At 66.1% G+C, this 20263-nt stretch carries 17 protein-coding genes; 2 read left to right on the top strand and 15 right to left on the bottom strand.

Annotated features, from left to right (window positions below; all coding sequences use genetic code 11):
* Positions 1-46: 46 nt before the first annotated feature.
* The 15 genes from glyS to sucC all read right to left on the bottom strand — a co-directional run bounded on the left by glyS (position 47) and on the right by sucC (position 17366).
* Positions 47-2281, bottom strand: a complete 2235-nt coding sequence (gene glyS, locus VGK32_01945; protein HEY3380496.1) for a glycine--tRNA ligase subunit beta — start codon at positions 2279-2281, stop codon at positions 47-49.
* Between the two features lie 19 nt (positions 2282-2300).
* Positions 2301-3185 (bottom strand): glycine--tRNA ligase subunit alpha, encoded by an 885-nt coding sequence (locus VGK32_01940; protein ID HEY3380495.1) that lies wholly within the window; start codon positions 3183-3185, stop codon positions 2301-2303.
* Between the two features lie 25 nt (positions 3186-3210).
* Positions 3211-3981 (bottom strand): DNA repair protein RecO, encoded by a 771-nt coding sequence (gene recO / locus VGK32_01935; protein HEY3380494.1) that lies wholly within the window; start codon positions 3979-3981, stop codon positions 3211-3213.
* A gap of 36 nt (positions 3982-4017) precedes the next feature.
* Positions 4018-4911 carry a GTPase Era gene (gene era / locus VGK32_01930; GenBank protein HEY3380493.1) on the bottom strand — a complete coding sequence of 298 codons (894 nt, stop codon included), beginning with the start codon at positions 4909-4911 and terminating at the stop codon, positions 4018-4020.
* 55 nt (positions 4912-4966) lie between these two features.
* The gene (locus tag VGK32_01925; protein ID HEY3380492.1) at positions 4967-6208 is read right to left on the bottom strand and encodes a hemolysin family protein; all 1242 of its coding nucleotides are present in this window, start codon (positions 6206-6208) and stop codon (positions 4967-4969) included.
* Complete coding sequence (gene ybeY / locus VGK32_01920) at positions 6205-6768, bottom strand: rRNA maturation RNase YbeY (GenBank protein HEY3380491.1); 564 nt, start codon at positions 6766-6768, stop codon at positions 6205-6207. Before ybeY ends, VGK32_01925 begins: the two co-directional genes overlap by 4 nt.
* Positions 6769-6774: 6 nt before the next feature.
* The gene (locus VGK32_01915; GenBank protein HEY3380490.1) at positions 6775-7746 is read right to left on the bottom strand and encodes a PhoH family protein; all 972 of its coding nucleotides are present in this window, start codon (positions 7744-7746) and stop codon (positions 6775-6777) included.
* A gap of 132 nt (positions 7747-7878) precedes the next feature.
* On the bottom strand, positions 7879-9657 hold the full coding sequence (gene aspS, locus VGK32_01910) for an aspartate--tRNA ligase (protein HEY3380489.1): 1779 nt from the start codon (positions 9655-9657) through the stop codon (positions 7879-7881).
* Between the two features lie 121 nt (positions 9658-9778).
* A complete protein-coding gene (gene hisS, locus VGK32_01905; GenBank protein HEY3380488.1) occupies positions 9779-11071 on the bottom strand; it encodes a histidine--tRNA ligase in 1293 nt (430 codons plus the stop codon).
* On the bottom strand, positions 11068-11586 hold the full coding sequence (locus VGK32_01900; GenBank protein HEY3380487.1) for a gamma carbonic anhydrase family protein: 519 nt from the start codon (positions 11584-11586) through the stop codon (positions 11068-11070). Before VGK32_01900 ends, hisS begins: the two co-directional genes overlap by 4 nt.
* Positions 11587-11682: 96 nt before the next feature.
* On the bottom strand, positions 11683-12096 hold the full coding sequence (gene ndk / locus VGK32_01895) for a nucleoside-diphosphate kinase (protein HEY3380486.1): 414 nt from the start codon (positions 12094-12096) through the stop codon (positions 11683-11685).
* 156 nt (positions 12097-12252) lie between these two features.
* Positions 12253-13305: a 2-oxoacid:ferredoxin oxidoreductase subunit beta gene (locus VGK32_01890; protein HEY3380485.1), complete on the bottom strand. Its 1053-nt coding sequence runs from the start codon at positions 13303-13305 to the stop codon at positions 12253-12255.
* Between the two features lie 9 nt (positions 13306-13314).
* Positions 13315-15150 (bottom strand): 2-oxoacid:acceptor oxidoreductase subunit alpha, encoded by a 1836-nt coding sequence (locus tag VGK32_01885; protein ID HEY3380484.1) that lies wholly within the window; start codon positions 15148-15150, stop codon positions 13315-13317.
* Between the two features lie 186 nt (positions 15151-15336).
* On the bottom strand, positions 15337-16203 hold the full coding sequence (gene sucD / locus VGK32_01880) for a succinate--CoA ligase subunit alpha (GenBank protein ID HEY3380483.1): 867 nt from the start codon (positions 16201-16203) through the stop codon (positions 15337-15339).
* Complete coding sequence (sucC, locus tag VGK32_01875) at positions 16203-17366, bottom strand: ADP-forming succinate--CoA ligase subunit beta (GenBank protein HEY3380482.1); 1164 nt, start codon at positions 17364-17366, stop codon at positions 16203-16205. Before sucC ends, sucD begins: the two co-directional genes overlap by 1 nt.
* A gap of 277 nt (positions 17367-17643) precedes the next feature.
* Between sucC and VGK32_01870 the strand changes: the two genes are divergently transcribed.
* Together VGK32_01870 and VGK32_01865 are read left to right on the top strand one after the other, a co-directional pair.
* Positions 17644-18312 (top strand): succinate dehydrogenase cytochrome b subunit, encoded by a 669-nt coding sequence (locus VGK32_01870; GenBank protein ID HEY3380481.1) that lies wholly within the window; start codon positions 17644-17646, stop codon positions 18310-18312.
* The gene (locus VGK32_01865) at positions 18309-20258 is read left to right on the top strand and encodes a fumarate reductase/succinate dehydrogenase flavoprotein subunit (GenBank protein HEY3380480.1); all 1950 of its coding nucleotides are present in this window, start codon (positions 18309-18311) and stop codon (positions 20256-20258) included. Before VGK32_01870 ends, VGK32_01865 begins: the two co-directional genes overlap by 4 nt.
* Positions 20259-20263 lie beyond the last annotated feature (5 nt).

Genomic DNA, 20263 nt, shown 5'->3' with positions numbered 1-20263 from the left:
TTCTGACTCCAGTATGTAGGGATGAGAAAAGAATTGAACCACCGATTCAATTCGACTGAGGAACGATCTCCGAGATGTCCGCCAGATCCTGCATCAGCTCGTGTAACCTCCAGATCAGCGTGAGCCGCTGTTCCCGCAGCGGGACGTCGTCGACCATCACGAACACATCGGTAAAGAAGCGATCAACCGCGGGGCGGAACCCCGATGCGAGGCGGAACGCTCCGTCGTAGTCGCGCCGGTCGGCTGCCGCGCGAACGGCATCACCCCGCGTGCGGAACGCCTCCAGCAAGGCCAGTTCGGCCGGCTCGGCGAGGCGATCCACGGCCTCTATCGGCCCCTGCTTCAACTCCCTTGCGAGGTTCTTCACCCGCTTGAACGCCACCGCCAGGGCTTCGAAATCCGGCGACGACCGCACGCGGTGCAAGGCCTCGAGCCGCAAGCGGGCATCGAACGGCACGTCCACGAAGCCGCGCGCCGAGCCCGAGATCGCATTGATCTCGTCGTAGACGAATCCGCGCTGCTGGAAGAGGTACCGCAGCCGCTCGGCGAGGAACATCCGGAGGTCTTCGGTCTCCTGCGCCGACGCCACGGGCACGACGACACCGGCCTCGGCGGTCGACGTCAGGGTTGCGCGCGCTTCCCGGAGCACGGCTCCGAGGTCCACCACCTCGGTGATGCCCGTCAGTTCCGGCAGGTCGACGAGCACCCTGAGGAGGCCGTGAGCCTGACGCCGGAGACCGAACGGATCGCGCGTTCCAGTTGGCCGTTCGCCGGCCGCGAACATGCTCACCAGCGTGTCGACCTTGTCCGCCACGGATACGCCGGCCCACGTGACGGCAGCCGGCCCGAGCTCGGTAGTCGACGGGGGCGCGTCGACCTCGACACCGGCCGGCAGGTACTGGTGGTAAATCGCCCGCCAGATCGACTCGCTCATCCCTTCGTCGCGGGCGTAAATCCCGCCCATCGTCCCCTGCAGCTCGGTCAGCTCCCGGACCATGTCGGTGACGAGATCCGTCTTCGCCAGTCGACCGGCCGTGGCTGCCGCGTCGCGCAGGAGCGGCGATTTCATGACGTCGCCGACCAGCCAACCGGCAAGGTGTTCGAGGCGTGACGACTTCGCGCGGTAGCTGCCCAGCTTCTTGTGGAACAGGAGGGTCGCGAGCGTCGCCACCCGCTCCTCCAGTTTCCTCGAGCGGTCCGCATCGACGAAGAACCGCGCGTCGCGCAGGCGCGCCGTCAGCACCCGTTCGCAGTTGCGGGAGATCGTACGCGCGTTGTCCGCCTGGGTGTTGGTCACGGCGAGGAACGCCGCCATCAACCGGCCGGCGGGATTCACCACCGGAAAGAAATGCTGGTGGTGGATCATCGTGGTCGTCAGCACTTCTTCCGGTAGCGCAAGGAATTCCGCGGCAAATGTGCCCGCGACGACGGCTGGATACTCGACGAGGTCCGGCACTTCCTGGAGGAGGCCCGACTGCGCGGAGGCGGCCTTGCTCACCCGCCCGCCGAGACGCTGCGCGTGCGCGTCGAGCTCCCGCGCGATCTTCTCGTGCCGTTCACTTCGATCGAGCAGGACGAAGCTCTCCACGAGCTTCGTCCGGTACTCGTCGAACGACCGCACCTTGATCGCGCGCCCGGCACGGCCGCTCGTGGCGAGAAACCGGTGACCGTACGTCACGGCGGCGGACCTGACCTCCTGAACGAGACCGCTTTGCGCCAGTTCCGTGCGCCCGATGGTGAACGGCACCACGCGCCCGCCGTAGAGAAACAGGATCCAGCGAATCGGCCGGCCAAACAGCAGCTCGCCCTTCCCGTCGTCGAGCCATGCGTCCCAGTGCATCTGCTTGGGGAACGCCATGTCGCGAAGCACACCGAAGAGCACCTCCGGCAATACGTCAACCGCGGCGCGGCCACGCTGGAACCGGCGGAACGCGAGGTACGTGCCCTTCGGCGTGTCAACGCGCTCGAGGGCACCGACGTCAACGCCGTGCTTGCGGGCGAATCCGATCGCGGCCGGCGTCGGCTGGCCGTCCGGCCTGAAGGCGGCGGCGAGCGCCGGGCCGCTGATGACGTCTTCGAGGTTGGTCTGCCGCTCCGGCATCCGCGCGATGCGGGCCGTCAGCCGGCGGGGAGTGCTGTAGGTTTCGACCGGTGCGTCGGCCGGCACCCGCAACGCCGTCAGGCGCGCAGCAAGATGGTCGCCCAACTGGCGCGTCAACGAGGGCAGCCAGGAGGCTGGCAGTTCCTCGGTCCCGATTTCAATCAACAGCTCGCGATCCACAGTAGTCGCCGGTCCTCGTCTAGGTTGCCTCGGCGGCGTCGGGCGGTTTCAGCCCTTCGACGTACGCCTGCGCCACGCCGACCGCCAGTTGCCGAACCTTCAGGATGTACGCGGTCCGCTCCGTCACGCCCACACCGCCCGATGAATCGAGGAGATTGAACAGGTGCGAGCACTTCAGGCACTGTTCGTAGGCTGGGAGCAAGAGCTTCGATTTCAACAGCGTGTGCGCGAACGCGTGATGCTTGTCGAACAGGTCGCGGTGGAACGCGACGAACTCCTCGTGCGGCATGTCCACCTGGCCGAACGCGTACTTCGACTGCTCGATCTCGTCGCGCAACCGCACCTCGCCGTACGTGACGCCGGGAGCCCACTGCAGGTCGTAGACGCTGTCCACCTTCTGCAGGAACATCGCGATCCGTTCCAACCCGTACGTAATCTCCGCCGAGATCGGCGCGAGGTCGATCCCGCCCACCTGCTGGAAGTAGGTGAACTGCGTGATCTCCTGGCCGTCGAGCATCACCTGCCAGCCGATTCCCCACGCCCCGAGCGTCGGCGACTCCCAGTTGTCCTCTTCGAACCGGATGTCGTGGTGCCGCGGATCGATGCCGCACGCCTCGAGACTCTGCAGGTAGGTTTGCTGAACCTCGTCGGGCGCCGGCTTCAGGATGACCTGGAGCTGATGGTGCTTGAAGAGCCGGTTCGGGTTCTCGCCAAAGCGGCCGTCATCGGGCCGGCGTGACGGCTGCACATAGGCCACGTTCCAGTGCCGCGGCCCGAGCACTCGCAGGAAGGTCTCGATGTGTGACGTTCCGGCACCGACCTCGATGTCGATCGGCTGCTGAATGAGGCAACCGTGCGAGGACCAGAACTCCGAGAGCTTGAGAATCAGGTCTTGAAACGTCATCGCGATCAATACTGCACTGCTCCGCCTACCGGCGCAGGTCGCGCAACACGCGCGTGGACCGCAGGTCCTTCTCCAGGTGCACACGCATCAACGCGCGGTGCACCGATTCGAGTTCGCGATCGATCCTCGGCAGCAGGGGCACGCTCCCCAGCCGCTGCGGCGCGACGCGGCCCGCCATGCCAAGAAAGGTCAGGGCCTCGGGCGAGAGCGAGATTCGCCGCGGTTCGTCCTGTTCCGGCTCACCGCCCGTGCACGCGTGACAGGTGAAGCGGTGTCCGCTCGGCTCGAGCCACGCGCCGGTCGCCTCCCCGTCGAGCGCCGTCCCGCACCGCTGGCACGCCACGTGCGGAGGATAGACACCCTGAAGGCGCAACAACCAGTACTCGAAGTAGCGCGCCAGCGGCGCCGTCGGCACCCCGGCCGCCAGCGCCTCGACCGTGGACGCCCCCAGACGGTAGAGGCGCTCGTTCGGGTCCCCCTCCTGCGCCCACTCGTCCATCAGTTCGGCAAAGTACCCGACGTGGGCCAGCGCATCCGGCCGGGTCGCGAACAGGGGCGAGCATTGCGCCTCGGCGTAGCTCAGACGCACCAGGTCGCGCTGCTCCCGTTCGTAGTACGTGACGCCAACCTGCGTGAACGGCTCGAGGGCCCCTGCGAATTTCGAACGCGGACGACGCGCCCCATTGGCCACGCCCCGCTTCTTGCCGCGATCGCGGGTGAGGAACACCACGATGCGGTCGGCTTCCCCGAGCTTGTACGTCCGCAGAATCAGCGCCTCGGTCTTGTAGAGAGGCATGGCTTGCGTGCGCCAAACTCCTTACTCTACCACGACCTAGCTGCGACGCGGCATGCCCAACTGGTCGAGCAACCGGTCGTTCTCACGCCACTCGGACTGGACCTTGACCCGAAGGTCGAGATACACCCGCGCCTCGAAGAACGCCTCGAGATCGTGGCGCGCTGCGGTGCCAATCCGCTTGATCATCTCGCCGGCCCGGCCGATCAGGATCGGCTTCTGCGATTCCCGCTCGACCAGAATCGAGCAGTAGAGCCGCATCAGGCCCGCCTCGTCCGGCTCCTCGAACTTGTCGACGACGACCGCGCTCGAGAACGGAATCTCGGCGTGCGTCAACCCGAGCACCTTCTCACGCACGGTCTCCGCCACGAAGAATCGTTCGGGTTGGTCCGTCAGGTAATCCGTCGGATACATCGGCTCGCCTTCCGGCAGCCGCTCCAGGAACACTCGCTCGAGACGGTCCACGTTCTCGCCCGTCAGCGCCGAGACGGGCACGATGTCTGCGAACTCGCGGCGCGACCGCCACGCGTCAATCAGGGGCAGCAGCTTCGGGCGCGGCACGCGATCGATCTTGTTGATCACGAGCACCACGGGCGCGCGGGCCTGCTTCACCTGAGCGAGGATGAACCGTTCGCCCGTTCCCGCCCGACCGTCCGTGGCATCCGTGATCAGCGCGACGACGTCCGCCTGGCGCATGCCCTCGACGGCCGCATCGACCATCCGCACGTTCATACGGTGCATCGGCCGGTGGATGCCCGGCGTATCGAGGAACACCACCTGGCCATCCTCGAACGTCCGCACGCCGGCAATCCGGTTCCGCGTCGTCTGGGGCTTGTCCGACACGATGGCGAGCTTGGTGCCCACCACGCGATTGAGCAACGTCGATTTTCCGACGTTGGGGCGGCCGATCAACGCGACGAAACCACAGTGCATCTGTCACCATCACGGGCGGGACGCCCGTGCCACTCGGATTTTGCCACTCTGCGCCTCACTGTTCGATCTTCGCAACACCTTCCCGCTTGCGAAACCTGACCTTCGTCACGCGCCGGCGCTCGGCTTCCAAGACTTCGACGGCGAGGTCGTCGACGTCGAACTTCTCGCCCACTGCCGGTACGCGTCCCAGGTGCGACAGCAGGTATCCACCCACCGTCTCGAAGCCTTCGCGTTCGATCCCGACGCCGAGGCGCTCATTCACCTCGTCGATGTCCACCTTGCCGCTGAACACGAAGACGCCGTTCCCTTCATCCGTAATCGGTTCCGACTCTTCGTCGTACTCGTCGCGGATCTCGCCGACGATCTCTTCAATCAGGTCCTCGAGCGTCGCGAGACCAGCCGTGCCCCCGTACTCGTCCACGACGACGGCGATCTGCACCTGCCGGCGCTGGAACTCCTTCAGCAGGTCCGAGACCTTCTTCGTTTCGGGAACAAAATACGCCGGCCGCATCAGCGTCGTGATCGCCCGGTCCTCGGCATCCGTGAGCGGAATCAGATCCTTGACCGAGACGAAGCCCAGGATATTGTCGAGCCCCTCCCGGAAGACCGGAATCCGCGAGTAGGTCTGCTCGCGGAGCAGCGTCCGCAGATCGCCGAGCGTCGCCTCCGCGCGAATCGCCACGATGTCCGGCCGCGGCGTCATCACCTCGCGCACGAGCGTGTCGCTGAACTCGACGATCGACTGGATCAACCGCCGCTCATCGCCTTCGATCAGCCCCTCCTGTTCACCGGCCTCGAGATACGCCTGGGCGGCTTCCCCCTGCTGCTCTTCGGTCTCTGGCGTCGCCGCTGCCCCCCGCTCGCGCCGGACCACGTCCAGACGAACCAGCGCAATCGTGAGCGGGCGCAACGGCCCGGCGATGACCGTGAAGGACGGCAGCAGCACCTCGAGGATCCGCCCGGGATCGCGCCGGACGATGAGCAGCGGCGTCAGGTGCTCGCAGACCACGAGGAGGGCCAATTCCGCGAGGACAACGGCGAGCAGCCTGTGCGGTGTGTCGACGCCGACTTCTCGCATGAGCAGGACGGTGGTGACCACCGCGCACGCACCGACCAGGAGCCGCACGGGCACGAAGAACAGCACCGGGTCGTCGAGATACCGGCCCAGCGTCTCCGACCGGCCGGCACGCTCGGCCAGGAGGCGCAAGGAAAGTCGCATGAGCGCGCTGAAGGCCGCCTCGACCGTCCCGAGATAGACGAGCCCGCATGCGATCAAGAAGAGAAGGAGCGGCGTCATGCCGGCCTCGCCCGTTCGATCACACCTGCCCGCAGACCGCCCTTTCGGAGCAACCGCGTCTCGAGGCGCGCCATCTGGCCGCCGTCCACGTGGTGGTCGTAGCCGAGCAGATGCAGGAGGCCATGGAGCGCCAGGATGCGCAGTTCGTCGGAGTACGAATGGCCGGCCTCGCGCGCCTGGCGACGCGCCACGCCCGTGGCAATGACGATGTCGCCCAGTTCCGGTTTGCGGTCATCGCCTCCCTCAGCCGCTGCGGTCCCTGCGGTGGCGGGCCTGCGCGCCCGCGATCCGGGCACCGTCGTGGCGGGCCTGCGTGCCGGCCCAGGTCGCGGCTCCACCGGAAAGGACAGCACGTCGGTGACTCGGTTGAGACCCGCAAACGTGCGGTTCAACCGCCGGATCGTCCGGTCGTCCACGAGCGCAATGGTCACCGCGCCGCGCGCACGAGCCGGGGCAATCCGCTCGAGCCAGCCGGCGAGCGCAGGAGCCCGCCGCGCCCGGCCGGACTCATCCGTGACCATGATGCGAAGGGAACGCGGTCTTGGAACTCCGTCGGACATGGTTCGTCAGGAAAAGCGACGTTTCGAGCCGTTGCCGTTCGAGAACGCTTCGTACGCCTTGACGATCTGCTGTACGAGCTTGTGCCGCACCACGTCCCGCTCGTCGAAGTAGGTGAAGGCGATCCCTTCGATGTCCGATACGACCTTCATCGCTTCGATGAGCCCGGAGGTGTGGCCGGACGGCAGATCGATTTGCGTGATGTCCCCCGTGATGACGGCCTTCGAGCCGAATCCGAGCCGCGTCAGAAACATCTTCATCTGCTCGGACGTCGTGTTCTGCGCTTCGTCGAGGATGACGAACGAGTCGTTCAGCGTGCGGCCGCGCATGAAGGCAATCGGCGCAATCTCGATCGTACCCCGCTCGAGGAGCCGTTCGACGCGCTCCGCGTCGAGCATGTCGTACAACGCGTCGTACAGCGGCCGCAGATACGGGTTCACCTTCTCCTGCAGGTCGCCGGGCAGGAACCCGAGCTTCTCGCCGGCCTCGACCGCCGGCCGTGCCAGGATGATCCGTGCGACCTTCTTGGCCAGCAGGAAGGTCACTGCCTGGGCCATCGCGAGGTAGGTCTTCCCCGTTCCCGCCGGCCCGATGCCGAACACGATGTCGTTCTGGTCGATTGCGTCGAGGTAGCGCCGCTGGTTGACGCTCTTCGGTGCCACCTGCCGCTTGCCCGACGCGCGCGGCGTCGCGCCCGTGAGAAAGTAGTCGCGCAACTCGATGGCCGCATTGTCGGCCACCAGTTGTGCCGCCGTCTTCACGTCGCCGTTGCTGATCCGGTAGCCCTCGCGGACGAGCGAGGCAAGACCCGACACGACCCGCTCGACCTTCTCGGTGTCGGGGGCGTCGCCCTCGACCAGCAGATCCTGCCCCTGGGTACGGATGGTGACATTCAGGAGAGACTCGAGGAAGCGGAGATTCTCGTCGTACGCGCCGAACAGGGTTTCAATCCCCTCTTCAGGGACCGCAATCTTTCTCATCGAGGACCGCTAGGCGGTGCGTATCTCCTTTCAGTAGAACCACTTAAGAGACAAATAGTACCACAACGGCAGGGCCACGTCAAACGCCCGAGGCCGGGCGTGGGTCGAAGGGCGTCCGATCCGGGACGTCGCCTACCGAATCGGCCCGAGCAGCAGGTGCAGGTCACGCAATTGCCGTTCGTCCACCCCGGTCGGTGCACCCGTCATGAGATCGACGGCCGCCGCGGTCTTCGGGAACGCGATCACCTCGCGGATGGACGACTCGCCCGCGAGGATCGCGATAATCCGGTCGAGCCCGAGGGCGATCCCACCGTGCGGCGGCGTGCCGTAGGTCAGTGCCTCCAGGAAGAAGCCGAAGCGGTGTTTCGCCTCCTCGTCGGAGAGGTTGATGGCGCGGAACACGCGGGCCTGGACTGCCGCATCGTGGATCCGGATGCTGCCGCCACCAATCTCGCTGCCGTTGAGCACCAGGTCGTAGGCCTGCGCACGAACGCGGCCAGGGTCGCGTTCGAGTTGTTCGACATCCTCCGGAACGGGCGAGGTGAACGGGTGGTGCATGGCGGCGTACCGTTTCTCCTCCTCGTCCCACTCGAACATCGGGAACTCGGTGACCCACGTGAACGCGAAATCATCGGGCCTGATCAGGTTCTCGTCGCGAGCCACGATCAGTCTCAGCTGGCCCAGCACCTTCGACGTGGCGTCAGCCGGCCCGGCCGCCATCACCAGCAGGTCGGCGGGCGCAGCGCCGGCCACCTCGAGGCTCTGGCGCAGCGCCGCTTCGCCCGCGCCCTTGAGCGCCGGGCTCTTGATGCCGTCCTCGCCCTGCCGGACCCAGACCAATCCCGAGGCTCCGGCGGCCTTGGCCTGCTCGGTCAGGCTGTCGAGCTGCTTCCGGCTATAGCGCGCCGCGCCGGGTACGACTAGTCCGCGGATGACGCCGCCGGCCGCCAGCGCATCGCGGAATGGCGCGAATGGAGATTCGGCGAAGACCGCCGAGAAGTCCTGGATCTCGAGTCCGAATCGCAGGTCCGGTTTGTCCGATCCGAAGCGGGCGATGGCCTCCGCGTACGGTATCCGCCCGAACGGCACCGTGACGTCACGGCCGATGACACGAAAGACCTCCTGCATCAGCGGCTCGATCAGTGCGAAGACGAGTTCGGGACGCGCGAACGACATCTCCACGTCCACCTGTGTGAACTCCGGCTGCCGGTCGGCACGCAGGTCTTCGTCGCGGAAGCACTTCACGATCTGGAAGTACCGGTCGAGGCCGGCCACCATCAGCAGTTGCTTGAAGATCTGCGGAGACTGCGGCAGCGCGTAGAACTCGCCAGGATGCACGCGGCTCGGAACCAGGTAGTCCCGCGCGCCCTCCGGGGTGGACTTGCCGAGCACGGGTGTCTCGATCTCGAGGAACTGCTGCGAGTCGAAGTAGCGGCGGACGGCGAGGGCGACCCGATGCCGAAGGACCATGTTGGCCTGGAGCTTGGGCCGTCGCAGGTCCAGGTAGCGGTAGCGCAGGCGCAGATCGTCGGCCGCCAGCGTCGCCTCCTCGGCGATCTGGAACGGCGGCACGTTCGCCTCGTTCAGCACCCGGAACTCCCGGGCCGCCACCTCCACTTCGCCCGTGGCCAGGCGAGGGTTCACCGCCTCGACCGCTCTGGCGCGCACGACGCCCGTCACGCCGGCGACGAACTCGGCGCGGACGTGCTTCGCGGTCGCGAGGAAGTCCTGGCCCTCCTGCACGACGACCTGTGTCAGGCCGTAGCGGTCGCGGACATCGAGGAACACGAGCGAGCCCAAGTCGCGGACGCGGTGCACCCACCCGAGCAGCGTCACCTCGCGCCCGATATCCGACGCCCGCAGTCCGCCACAGGTATCGGTCCTCGTCCATTCACCAAGCTGATCGGCCATAGAGAGTGACCCCTTCGCTCGCGCCGCTCGTGCTCATGCAGAAGCGCGACCCATCGGAATTGAACAGTCGAAATCGAATTCAGTGCGACCTTCGGGGCGCCGTATTCTCACTTCTCGGGTCTCACCCCTCGCGTCTCGGCTCCCCGCGCCCGCCCCTCGCCGCCCGCGCTCGCGCGGTGACGAATTCCACCGCGCTCGTACGGGGAATCGTCTCCTGCAGGGATTCAACCATGTGGCGCACGCTCACCTCGCCGCGCGCCAGCTCATCGTCACCCAGGATGAAGACGAGCGGCGTCCCGAGGCGGTTGGCGCGCTTCATCTGTGATTTCAGCGTCCGCCCCTCGTACTCCATTTGCGCGTTCAGCCCGGCGCGGCGCAGGTCGCGGAGCAGCGCCATCGCCGCATCACGGGCCTGATCGCCCAGCGCGGCCACGAACACATCTGGTTTCCGGGCCGGCAACGACAGCGCCTCCGGCAACGCGAGAACGAGCCGCTCGATGCCGGCCGCGAACCCGATACCCACACGGTCCGGCCCGCCCAGCTGCTTGACGAGGCCGTCGTAGCGGCCGCCCCCGACGACCGCGTTCTGCGCGCCGAGTTGGCCGGCGAGCACCTCGAAGGTGGTCCGCGTGTAGTAGTCGAGGCCCCGCACGAGGCGATGTGAGACGCGATACGGAATCGCGTACAGATCGAGGTACTTGCGGACCGCGTCGAAGTGCGTGCGGCACTCTTCACACAGGTAGTCCACGCTGTGCGGCAGCAGATCGATCAGCGACTGGTCGGCGGGCACCTTGCAGTCGAAGATGCGCAGGGGGTTCGTCACGCTGCGCCGCTGGCAGTCGGCGCAGAGTTTCTGGACGTCCTCGCCGAGCGCGGCGACCAGCGCCGCGCCAAACGCCGGCCGGCAGACCGGGCAGCCCACCGAGTTGACAGCGAGTTCCACCCCGGCGATCCCGAGTTCCCGGATGAGCGTCCAGGCGAGGTCGATCACCTCCGCGTCGATCGACGCGTCGTTGATGCCGAACACCTCGACGTCGAGCTGGTGGAACTGACGATATCGCCCCTTCTGCGGCCGCTCGTAGCGGAACATCGGGCCGAGCGCGTAGATCTTCGGCACAGCCATCGCCTGCTCGAGCGAATGCTCGACGTACGCCCGAACCATGCTGGGCGTCGCCTCGGGCCGGAGCGTGATCCGTTCCCCGCCCTTGTCGGTGAACGCGTACATCTCCTTCTGCACGATGTCGGTCGTCTCGCCGGTACCCTTGGCGAACAACTCCTCACGTTCGATGACCGGCGTGCGCACCTCCGCGTAGCCGTACTGCTCAAAGACGCGGCGGGCCGTCGACTCGACGAACTCCCACCGTTCAACCTCGCCCGGCAGGACGTCGCGCGTTCCCCTGATGGCAGGAATCATGGCTGATCTTTCCGCATGTACTCTCGTGCGTACCGCACGTACCGTTCTGCGTAGCCGGCAATCGACGCGACGTCGTCTGGAATCAGAGGGCGCCTCACCTTGCCGGGGCTTCCCACGACGAGCGAGCGCGGTGGCACCTTCGTGCCCTCGGGCAGGAGGGTGCCGGCTGCGACGATCGATTCCTCGCCGACCTCGACCCCGTTCAGGAGTATCGCCCCCATGCCGATCAGGCACCGGTCGTGCACCGTGCAGCCGTGGAGTATGACGCCGTGCCCCACGGTCACATCGTCGCCGACCCTCGTCGGGTGCGTGTCGCGCATCACGTGGACGATCGAACCATCCTGGATGTTGCTTCGGCGTCCTATGCGGATCCAGTTCACGTCGCCACGGATGACGACGTTCATCCACGCGCTGGCGTCTTCACCCATCTCGACATCACCAATCACCTGCGCGCTCTCGTCCACGAAGACGGTTGGATGGAGACGCGGGAGGATCGAGCGGTACGGACGAATCACGTCGCCATCCTCTTCATCCTTCCGCCTTCATCCTTCCTCTTCATCCTTCCGCCTTCATCCTTCCGCCTTCATCCTTCATCCTTCATCCTTCATCCTTCAGATCAGCTCCATGCCCTGGAAGAAATAGCCAATCTCGTACGCCGCGGTCTCGGGTGCGTCCGAGCCGTGTGTCGCATTGCTCCCGATCGAGGTACCGAACTCCTTCCGCAGCGTCCCAAGAGCGGCCTTGGCCGGGTCGGTGGCGCCCATCAAGTCACGCCACCTCCGGATCGCGTCGGGCGCCTCGAGCACCATCACCACGGCCGGCCCGGAAGACATGAAGTCGGTCAACCCACTGAAGAACGGTTTCTCCCGATGAACGGCGTAGAAGCCCTCGGCTTCCTTCTTGGTCAGATGGACCAGGCGCATGGCACGAATCTGAAACCCGCCCTGCTCGATCCGGCCGACGATCTGGCCGGCAAGCCGATGGCCGACGGCGTCGGGCTTGATGATTGCGAATGTGCGTTCCATAGTCCCGCAATTGTACACCAGCCCAACGGGACGCCCGCCGGATCACGGGCCGCAGCGACACGCGGTCACCGCCACTCAGGCATCGATCCGAGCGGTGAGCAGGAGACAAGGAGGGACAGCGGCGTTCTCCGTTCAGCGAACCACGCGTTCTGCTGCTCAGCGCAGGCTGTCCATGATCGCCTCGAGCACCTCGCGTGAGGGGCGGACCTTCTCGGTCGGCAGTGACGCGAGGGGCTGGTCGATCACGTTCAGCAGCGTCAGGAAGTCGGGACGGCTGGGCTCCACGTAGATCAGGCCCGTCGCGAACTCGCCCCGTGCGGCGGATTCGTAGATCACGCGGCGCGCCGTCGCCTTGTTGGTGGGATCGTAGTCACCCGCGAGCTTCTTCAGGAACACCGTCGACCCGTCGTGGAGCGACACCTGCCGCACGGTCCCGGGCTCGTAGTCCACCGTGATGTCCTCGAAGAACGGCACGAAGCTGATCTCCTCGAGTGGCTCCTCGTGGTCCTTCACGTAGGAATAGCTCTTGGTCGATCCCTCGTGGTCGTTGAACGTGACGCAGGGCGAGATGATGTCGAGCATCGCGGTGCCCCGGTGCGCGATGGCGGCCTTGAGCAACGAGGCCATCTGCTTCTTGTCGCCCGAGAACGACCGCGCCACGAAGCTGGCGCCGAGTTCGATGGCCAGCGCGCACAGATCGATCGCCGGCAGATCGTTGACCACACCGTTCTTGAGCGTGGATCCAATGTCCGCGGTGGGAGACAGCTGCCCTTTCGTCAACCCGTAGCAGCCGTTGTTCTCCACGATATAGATCATCGGCACGTTGCGGCGCATGAGGTGGGCGAACTGGCCGAGTCCGATCGCCCCGGTATCGCCGTCGCCGCTGACGCCGATGGCCGTCACATCCGTGTTCGCCAGCATCGCACCCGTCGCCACCGACGGCATGCGCCCATGGACCGAATTGAAGCCGTGCGATTGGCCCAGGAAATACGCCGGGCTCTTGCTCGAACAGCCGATGCCGGAGAGCTTGATCACCCGCCGGCTGTCCACGCCCATCTCGTAGAATGCCTCGACGATTCGTTCGGAGATGGCGTTGTGGCCGCATCCCGCACAAAGCGTGCTCTTCCCGCCGCGGTAGGCGGAGAGTTCGAGGCCGATGCGGTTGACCTTCTTCCCGGGTGCCGGGGTCGCGCTCGTCGTCATGGTCATGCTCCAGCCCTATCGTCCTTCCTGCGTCAGGATCTCGTTGGTCACAGTCCTGGCATCGAGCGGCATGCCGTCGTAGTGCAGCACGCTCCGGAGCCGGTGGAGCAGCGTCGCGTCGAGGTCGAGCTTGAGCAGCCCCGCCATCTGGCCGTCCCGGTTCTGCTCGACGACGTACACCCGGTCGTGCGCTGCCACGAAGTCGGCGACTTCCGGTCCGAACGGGAACGCGCGGAGACGAAGGTAGGAGGACTCGACGCCCGCCTCGAGCCTCAACTGATCGCGGCTCTCGAGGATTCCCCAATGGCTGGTCCCGTACCCGATGATGCCAATCCGTGCACCCTGAACCGCGTCCACGACCGCGGGTGGCATCAGCGCTCGCGCGGTCTGGAACTTGCGATTGATACGGTCGATGTTGGCGACGTAATCGGCGGCCCGCTCGCTGTATTGTCCGTGCTCGTTGTGACCGGACCCCCGGCAGAAGTACACCGGCAGCCCGTCTCCTGGCGTCGTCCGATAGGGAATCCCGTCGCCGTCGACGTCCTTGTACCGTCCCCAGTCTCCCAGCTCCGCGAGCTTGTCGGTCGTCAGCCGCTTGCCGCGGTCGAGCGGCTTGTCCGGGTACCGGAACGGATCGGACATCCAGGTGTTCATCCCAAGGTCGAGGTCGCTCATCACGAACACCGGGGTCTGGAGGCGCTCGGCCAGGTCGAATGCGTCGATCGCCATCTCGTACACCTCCGACACCGAGCACGGCAGGTACATCGGGTGCCGCGTGTCGCCGTGCGACAGCAAGGCGGTCGACAGGATGTCGCCTTGCGCGGTACGCGTCGGCAACCCGGTCGACGGGCCGACGCGCTGCACGTCGAAGATGACGGTCGGAATCTCCGCGTAGTAGCCGAGGCCGGTGAACTCGGACATCAGCGAGATGCCGGGACCAGATGTTGCGGTCATCGACCGCGCGCCCATCCAGCCGGCGCCGAGCGCCATCCCGAGCGCGCTCAACTCGTCTTCGGCCTGCACGATCGCGAACGTCGCCTTTCCCGTGTCCTTGTCCATGCGGTACTTGCGCATGTAGGTGGTGAGCGTCTCGCACACGCTGGACGATGGCGTGATGGGATACCAGGTCACGACCGTCACCCCGGCCATCATGGCGCCGATGGCCGCCGCAGCGTTGCCTTCAACCAGGATCTTCCCCGCCGTCGCCCCCATCGGTTCGACGACGAACGGGTCGCGTTTCTCGAGGCTGGTAGCGGCGAACTCGAAGCCCGCGCCGAGCGCCGCCTGATTGAGCGTGAGGGCCTTGGCCTTCTTCGCGAGCTGCCTGGTCAGCGCCTTGTCCATGTACGCCAGGTCGATGCCGAGCAGGCGTGCGAGCACGCCGTCGTAGATCATGTTGCGGACCAGTTTCCGCAGCTTCGCGTCGGGACAGACGGGCGCCACGAGCCTGTCGAACGGCACCGGGTAGAAGATGAGGTCGTCGCGCACGGCGTTCAGCTTGAACGTCTCGTCGTAGAGCACGACGGAACCCGGCTCCATCGCCAGCACGTCCTCGCGCGCCGTCTCGAGGTTCATCGCGACCAGCACGTCGATTTCCTTCTTGCGGCCGATGTATCCGTGGCGGCTCGCGCGGATCGTGAACCAGGTGGGCAGACCCGCGATGTTGGACGGAAACAGGTTCTTCCCGGAGACCGGGATGCCCATCTGAAAAAGGGCCCGCAGCAGCACGAGATTGGCCGTCTGGCTGCCCGAGCCGTTGACCGTCGCCACCTGGATGCAAAGGTCGTTCACGACGCGACGCACGGCCCGTTCGGCTGTCGCTTCCTGCACAGCGAGCTCTGGAGGTGTCATTCGCCTTCCCCACGTTCGGGTACACGGTGCGCCGACCGAGCGCACCGGGCGTGAACTTTCGGTGGATTATGAGGAAAGTATAGCAGGTTGGGCGAAGGGATGGTGACGGCGGGACGATACCCGGGAAATGGTCACTCCGGGAGTCATGACCGTCGATGAACGGTCGTGCCCCCCGGAGCGACAGCGCTACAGCACCGACTTGACAGCCGCGCCGATCTCGGCGGGGCTTCGCACGACGCGGACGCCGGCCGCGGTCAGCGCCGCCATCTTCTCGGCGGCCGTGCCCTTTCCGCCCGCGATGATCGCGCCGGCGTGGCCCATGCGGCGCCCGGGCGGTGCCGTCTGGCCGGCGATGAAACTCACCACCGGCTTGGTGAACTCCGTCTCGATGAACACCGCGGCTTCCTCTTCCGCGGTCCCGCCAATCTCGCCAATCATCACGACGGCCTCGGTCTCGGCGTCCGCGTTGAACAGTCGCAGCGCGTCGACGAACGTCGTCCCGATGATCGGATCCCCGCCGATGCCGATGCACGTCGTCTGGCCGTAACCGAGTTGGGTCGTCTGTTGTATGGCCTCGTAGGTGAGCGTCCCGCTGCGCGACACAATCCCGACGCGCCCTTCCTTGCAGATGTGCCCAGGAATGATCCCGGCCTTCGCCTTGCCCGGAGAGATCGCGCCGGGACAGTTGGGTCCGATGAGCCGCGTCGCCGTGCCGCGCATGAAGGTCACCACGCGCATCATGTCGAGCGTCGGTATTCCCTCGGTGATGCAGACGACGAGCGGCAGGCCGGCGGCGACGGCTTCCATGATCGTATCGGCGCCGGCCGACGGCGGCACGAACACCAGCGACGCGTTCGCGCCGGTCTCGCGGACGGCCTGCTCGACGGTGTCGAAGATGGGCCATCCCTCGTGCATCGTACCGCCCTTGCCCGGCGTCACACCGCCGACAATCGTCGTCCCGTACTCCGCGGCCTGCTTCGCGTGAAACGTCCCTTCGCGTCCGGTCAGCCCCTGCACGAGCAGCCGGGTCGATTTGTCCAGTAGGACTGCCATTAGCGCCCTCCCGCCAGCTTCACGACGGCAGCAGCCGCCTGGTCCACCGCGTCGGTCGTGGTGAAGTTCAGACCGCTGTCGCGGAGCATCTGCTTGCCCTTCTCCACGTTGGTCCCTTCCATCCGGATGACAATCGGCAGCGCCACGCCGAGTTCGCGCACCGCCGCGACGAGGCCCTCGGCGAGGATGTCGCAACGGAGGATGCCTCCGAAGATGTTCACGAAGACGGCCCGCACGTTCTTGTCGGTCGTGAGGATTCGGAACGCGTTCTTGATCTGCTCCGCGGTCGCGCCGCCGCCGACGTCGAGGAAGTTGGCGGGCTCGCCGCCGGCCAGCTTGATGATGTCCATCGTCGCCATGGCCAGGCCCGCGCCGTTGACCATGCAGCCGATCGTGCCGTCGAGGCGAATGTAGTTGAGCGAGAACTTCGACGCTTCGGTCTCGAGCGGGTCCTCCTCGTCGAGGTCGCGCAGTTCCCGGATGTCGGGATGACGGAAGAGCGCGTTGTCATCGAAGTTCATCTTGGCGTCGAGCGCCACCAGCTCGCCGTCCGCCGTCACGATGAGCGGGTTGATTTCGATCAGCGAGGCATCGGTGGACATGAACGCGTCGTAGACCGCGGCGACGAGTTTCACTGCCTTGCCCACCGCGGCGCCGCCGAGGCCCAGCGCGAACGCCAGGCTGCGCGCCTGGAACGGAATCAGGCCGGTCGCCGGATCGACGTGCGCCTTGAAGATCAGGTTCGGCGTGTCCGCCGCGACCTTCTCGATCTCCATGCCACCTGCCGGGCTCGCCATGATCACCGGTCGCTCGGCGGCCCGATCGAGCACGAGGCCGAGGTACAGTTCGCGCGCGATCTGCAATCCCTCCTCGACGAGGATGCGCTTGACGATCCGCCCCTCCGGCCCGGTCTGATGCGTGACCAGGCGCATGCCGAACATGTGGCGCGCGATGTCGACAGCCTCATCCGGCGACTTGGCGAGCTTGACGCCGCCGCCCTTGCCGCGCCCGCCGGCATGAATCTGCGCCTTCACCACCACCGTGCCGCCCAGACGCCGAGCAATGGCTTCGACGTCGGCGGGACTCTGCGCCAGTTCCCCGCGCGGGACCGGTACGCCATGCCGCGCGAGAATGGCCTTGGCCTGGTACTCGTGGATTTTCACAGTCCTCGTCCTGTTTGAATGGAATGACCTGCCGACAGTGCAGCCATGCTAGCCAGCGTTGTGTCCAGCGTCAAGCCACCGCCAGTCGCAGGCTGATCACGCGCGCCGCGGGTCGGAACGCTCGAGCTCTTGCGCGAACGGAGTTCTTGCACTATAGTCCACCCAACGGGCACCTGTTCATCACAATCGATCCGCGCGTCCTCTCGTCCGTGCGGGACGTGCAGCATCAGGGTCAGAGGCGTGCCCCCGCGCCGGTGACCGACCCTGGAGTGTTCCCATGACGCCGCGCTGGAACGTGTTCTCGTCGTCGGTGGCGGAGAAACTGTTGATCGCGGTGACGGGCCTGCTGCTGTTCCTCTACCTCGTCGTCCATCTCATTGGGAACACGCTGCTGTTCCTGGGCCCGACGACGTTCAACGGCTACGCTCACGCGCTCATCTCGAACCCGCTGGTCATCCCGATCGAACTCGGGCTGGCGGCGGTCTTCGCCCTTCACATCTGGAAAACCGTGATGATGTGGTGGAGGAATCGGCAGGCGCGGCCGTCCGGCTACGAGCAGAAACGGTGGGCTGGATCGCCGAGCCGAAAATCGCTGGCCTCGACCACGATGATCTACACGGGCCTGCTGACAGCGGTCTTCGTCGTCCTGCACGTCCGGGCCTTCAAGTACGGGCCGGCCGGCGAGATCGCGGGGCGGCGGGATCTCTACGGCCTCGTGATCGACTTCTTCCGCGACCCGTTGCACATCGTCTTCTACGAGATCTGTCTGGTGCTGGTCGGGTTCCACCTGTGGCACGGGTTCTCGAGTTCGTTCGAGTCGCTTGGTATCGATGACCCGCGCTACACGCGCTATGTCCTGGCGCTCGGCAAGATCGTCGCGATCCTGATCGCCAGCGGCTTCATCGTCATCCCGTTCTGGGCGTTCTTCTTCGGAGGCAGACCATGACGCCGTCGACGGCCGCGCCGGCCGCACCCGCGAGCACGCTCGACTCGAAGGTCCCCGCCGGCCCCCTTGCCGAGAAGTGGGACCGTCACAAGTTCGAGATGAAGCTGGTCAACCCGGCCAACCGCCGCAAGTTCACCGTCATCGTCGTCGGCACCGGGCTGGCGGGCGGTGCCGCGGCGGCCACGCTCGGCGAACTCGGCTACAACGTCCTCGATTTCTGCATCCAGGACAGTCCGCGTCGCGCCCACTCCATCGCCGCGCAGGGCGGGATCAACGCCGCGAAGAACTACCAGAACGACGGCGACAGCATCCAGCGGCTGTTCTACGACACCATCAAGGGCGGCGACTACCGGTCGCGCGAGGCAAACGTCTTCCGGCTGGCGCAATTGAGCGTCAACATCATCGACCAGTGCGCCGCACAGGGCGTGCCGTTCGCGCGTGAATACGGCGGCCTGCTCGACAACCGATCGTTCGGTGGGGCGCAGGTCTCCCGCACCTTCTATGCGCGCGGCCAGACGGGCCAGCAACTGCTGCTCGGCGCCTACCAGGCGTTGATGCGGCAGGTGCACGCGGGCACGGTGACGATCTTCCCGCGGCGCGAGATGCTCGACGTGGTGCTCGTGGACGGTCACGCGCGCGGCATCATCGTCCGCAACCTGATCACGGGCGCGCTCGAGCGGTACGGGGCGCACGCGGTCGTCCTGGCCACCGGGGGCTATGGCAACACGTACTTCCTGTCGACCAACGCCGTGAACTCGAACGCGACCGCCATCTGGCGAGCGTACAAGCGCGGGGCGTTCTTTGCGAACCCGTGTTACACGCAGATCCATCCCACGTGCATCCCTGTGTCCGGCGACCATCAGTCGAAGCTGACGCTGATGAGCGAGAGCCTCCGGAACGACGGGCGCGTGTGGGTGCCGAAGCAGAAGGGCGACCGGCGACCGCCCGGTCAGATACCCGAGAGCGAGCGCGACTACTTCCTGGAGCGCCGTTACCCCACATTCGGCAACCTCGTACCACGCGACGTCGCCTCCCGCGCGGCCAAGATGGTCTGCGACGAAGGATACGGCGTCGGTGAGACGGGGCTATCGGTGTTTCTCGATTTCGCCGACGCCATCGGCCGGCTGGGACGTGAGGTCATCAGGGAACGGTACGGAAACCTGTTCCAGATGTACGAGAAGATTACGGACGAAGATCCCTACAAGGTCCCGATGCGGATCTTCCCCGCCATTCACTATGCGATGGGCGGCCTGTGGGTGGACTACAACCTGATGTCCACCATCCCGGGTCTGTTCGTCGCTGGTGAAGCCAACTTCTCGGACCACGGCGCGAACCGCCTGGGCGCGAGTGCGCTGATGCAAGGCCTCGCCGACGGCTACTTCGTCATCCCGTCGACGCTGGCCGGGTATCTCGGCAGCACGGCGCTCCCCAAGGTCGGCCCCGACCACGACGCGTTCGACGAGGCGGCAGCCCGCGTGGCCGCGCGACTCACCAAGCTGCTGTCGATCAAAGGACGACGGACACCGCGCGAAATCCATCGTGAGCTTGGACAACTGCTGTGGCACCACGTCGGGATGGGACGCAACGAAGTCGGACTCCAGCAGGCGCTCGCGCGCATTCCCCGGCTGCGCGAGGAGTTCTGGCAGAACGTGTCGGTGCCCGGTCGGGACACCGACATCAACCAGGCCCTCGAGTATGCGGGCCGCGTCGCCGACTACCTGGAGTTCGCGGAGTTGCTGACGCGCGATGCGCTTGAACGGCGCGAATCGTGCGGCGGACACTTCCGTGAGGAGTTCCAGACGGGAGAGAACGAAGCGCTCCGTGACGACGAGCATTTCGCTCATGTGGCAGCGTGGGAGTACGCGGGCGAAGAACGGACGCCAACCCGACACCAGGAACCGCTCGAGTTCGAATACGCTCGCCCGGCACAGCGCAGCTACAAGTAGGCTCT

This window comes from Vicinamibacterales bacterium (genome assembly GCA_036504215.1).
Lineage (GTDB): Bacteria > Acidobacteriota > Vicinamibacteria > Vicinamibacterales > Fen-181 > FEN-299.
This window is presented reverse-complemented; position numbering and strand designations above follow the sequence as displayed.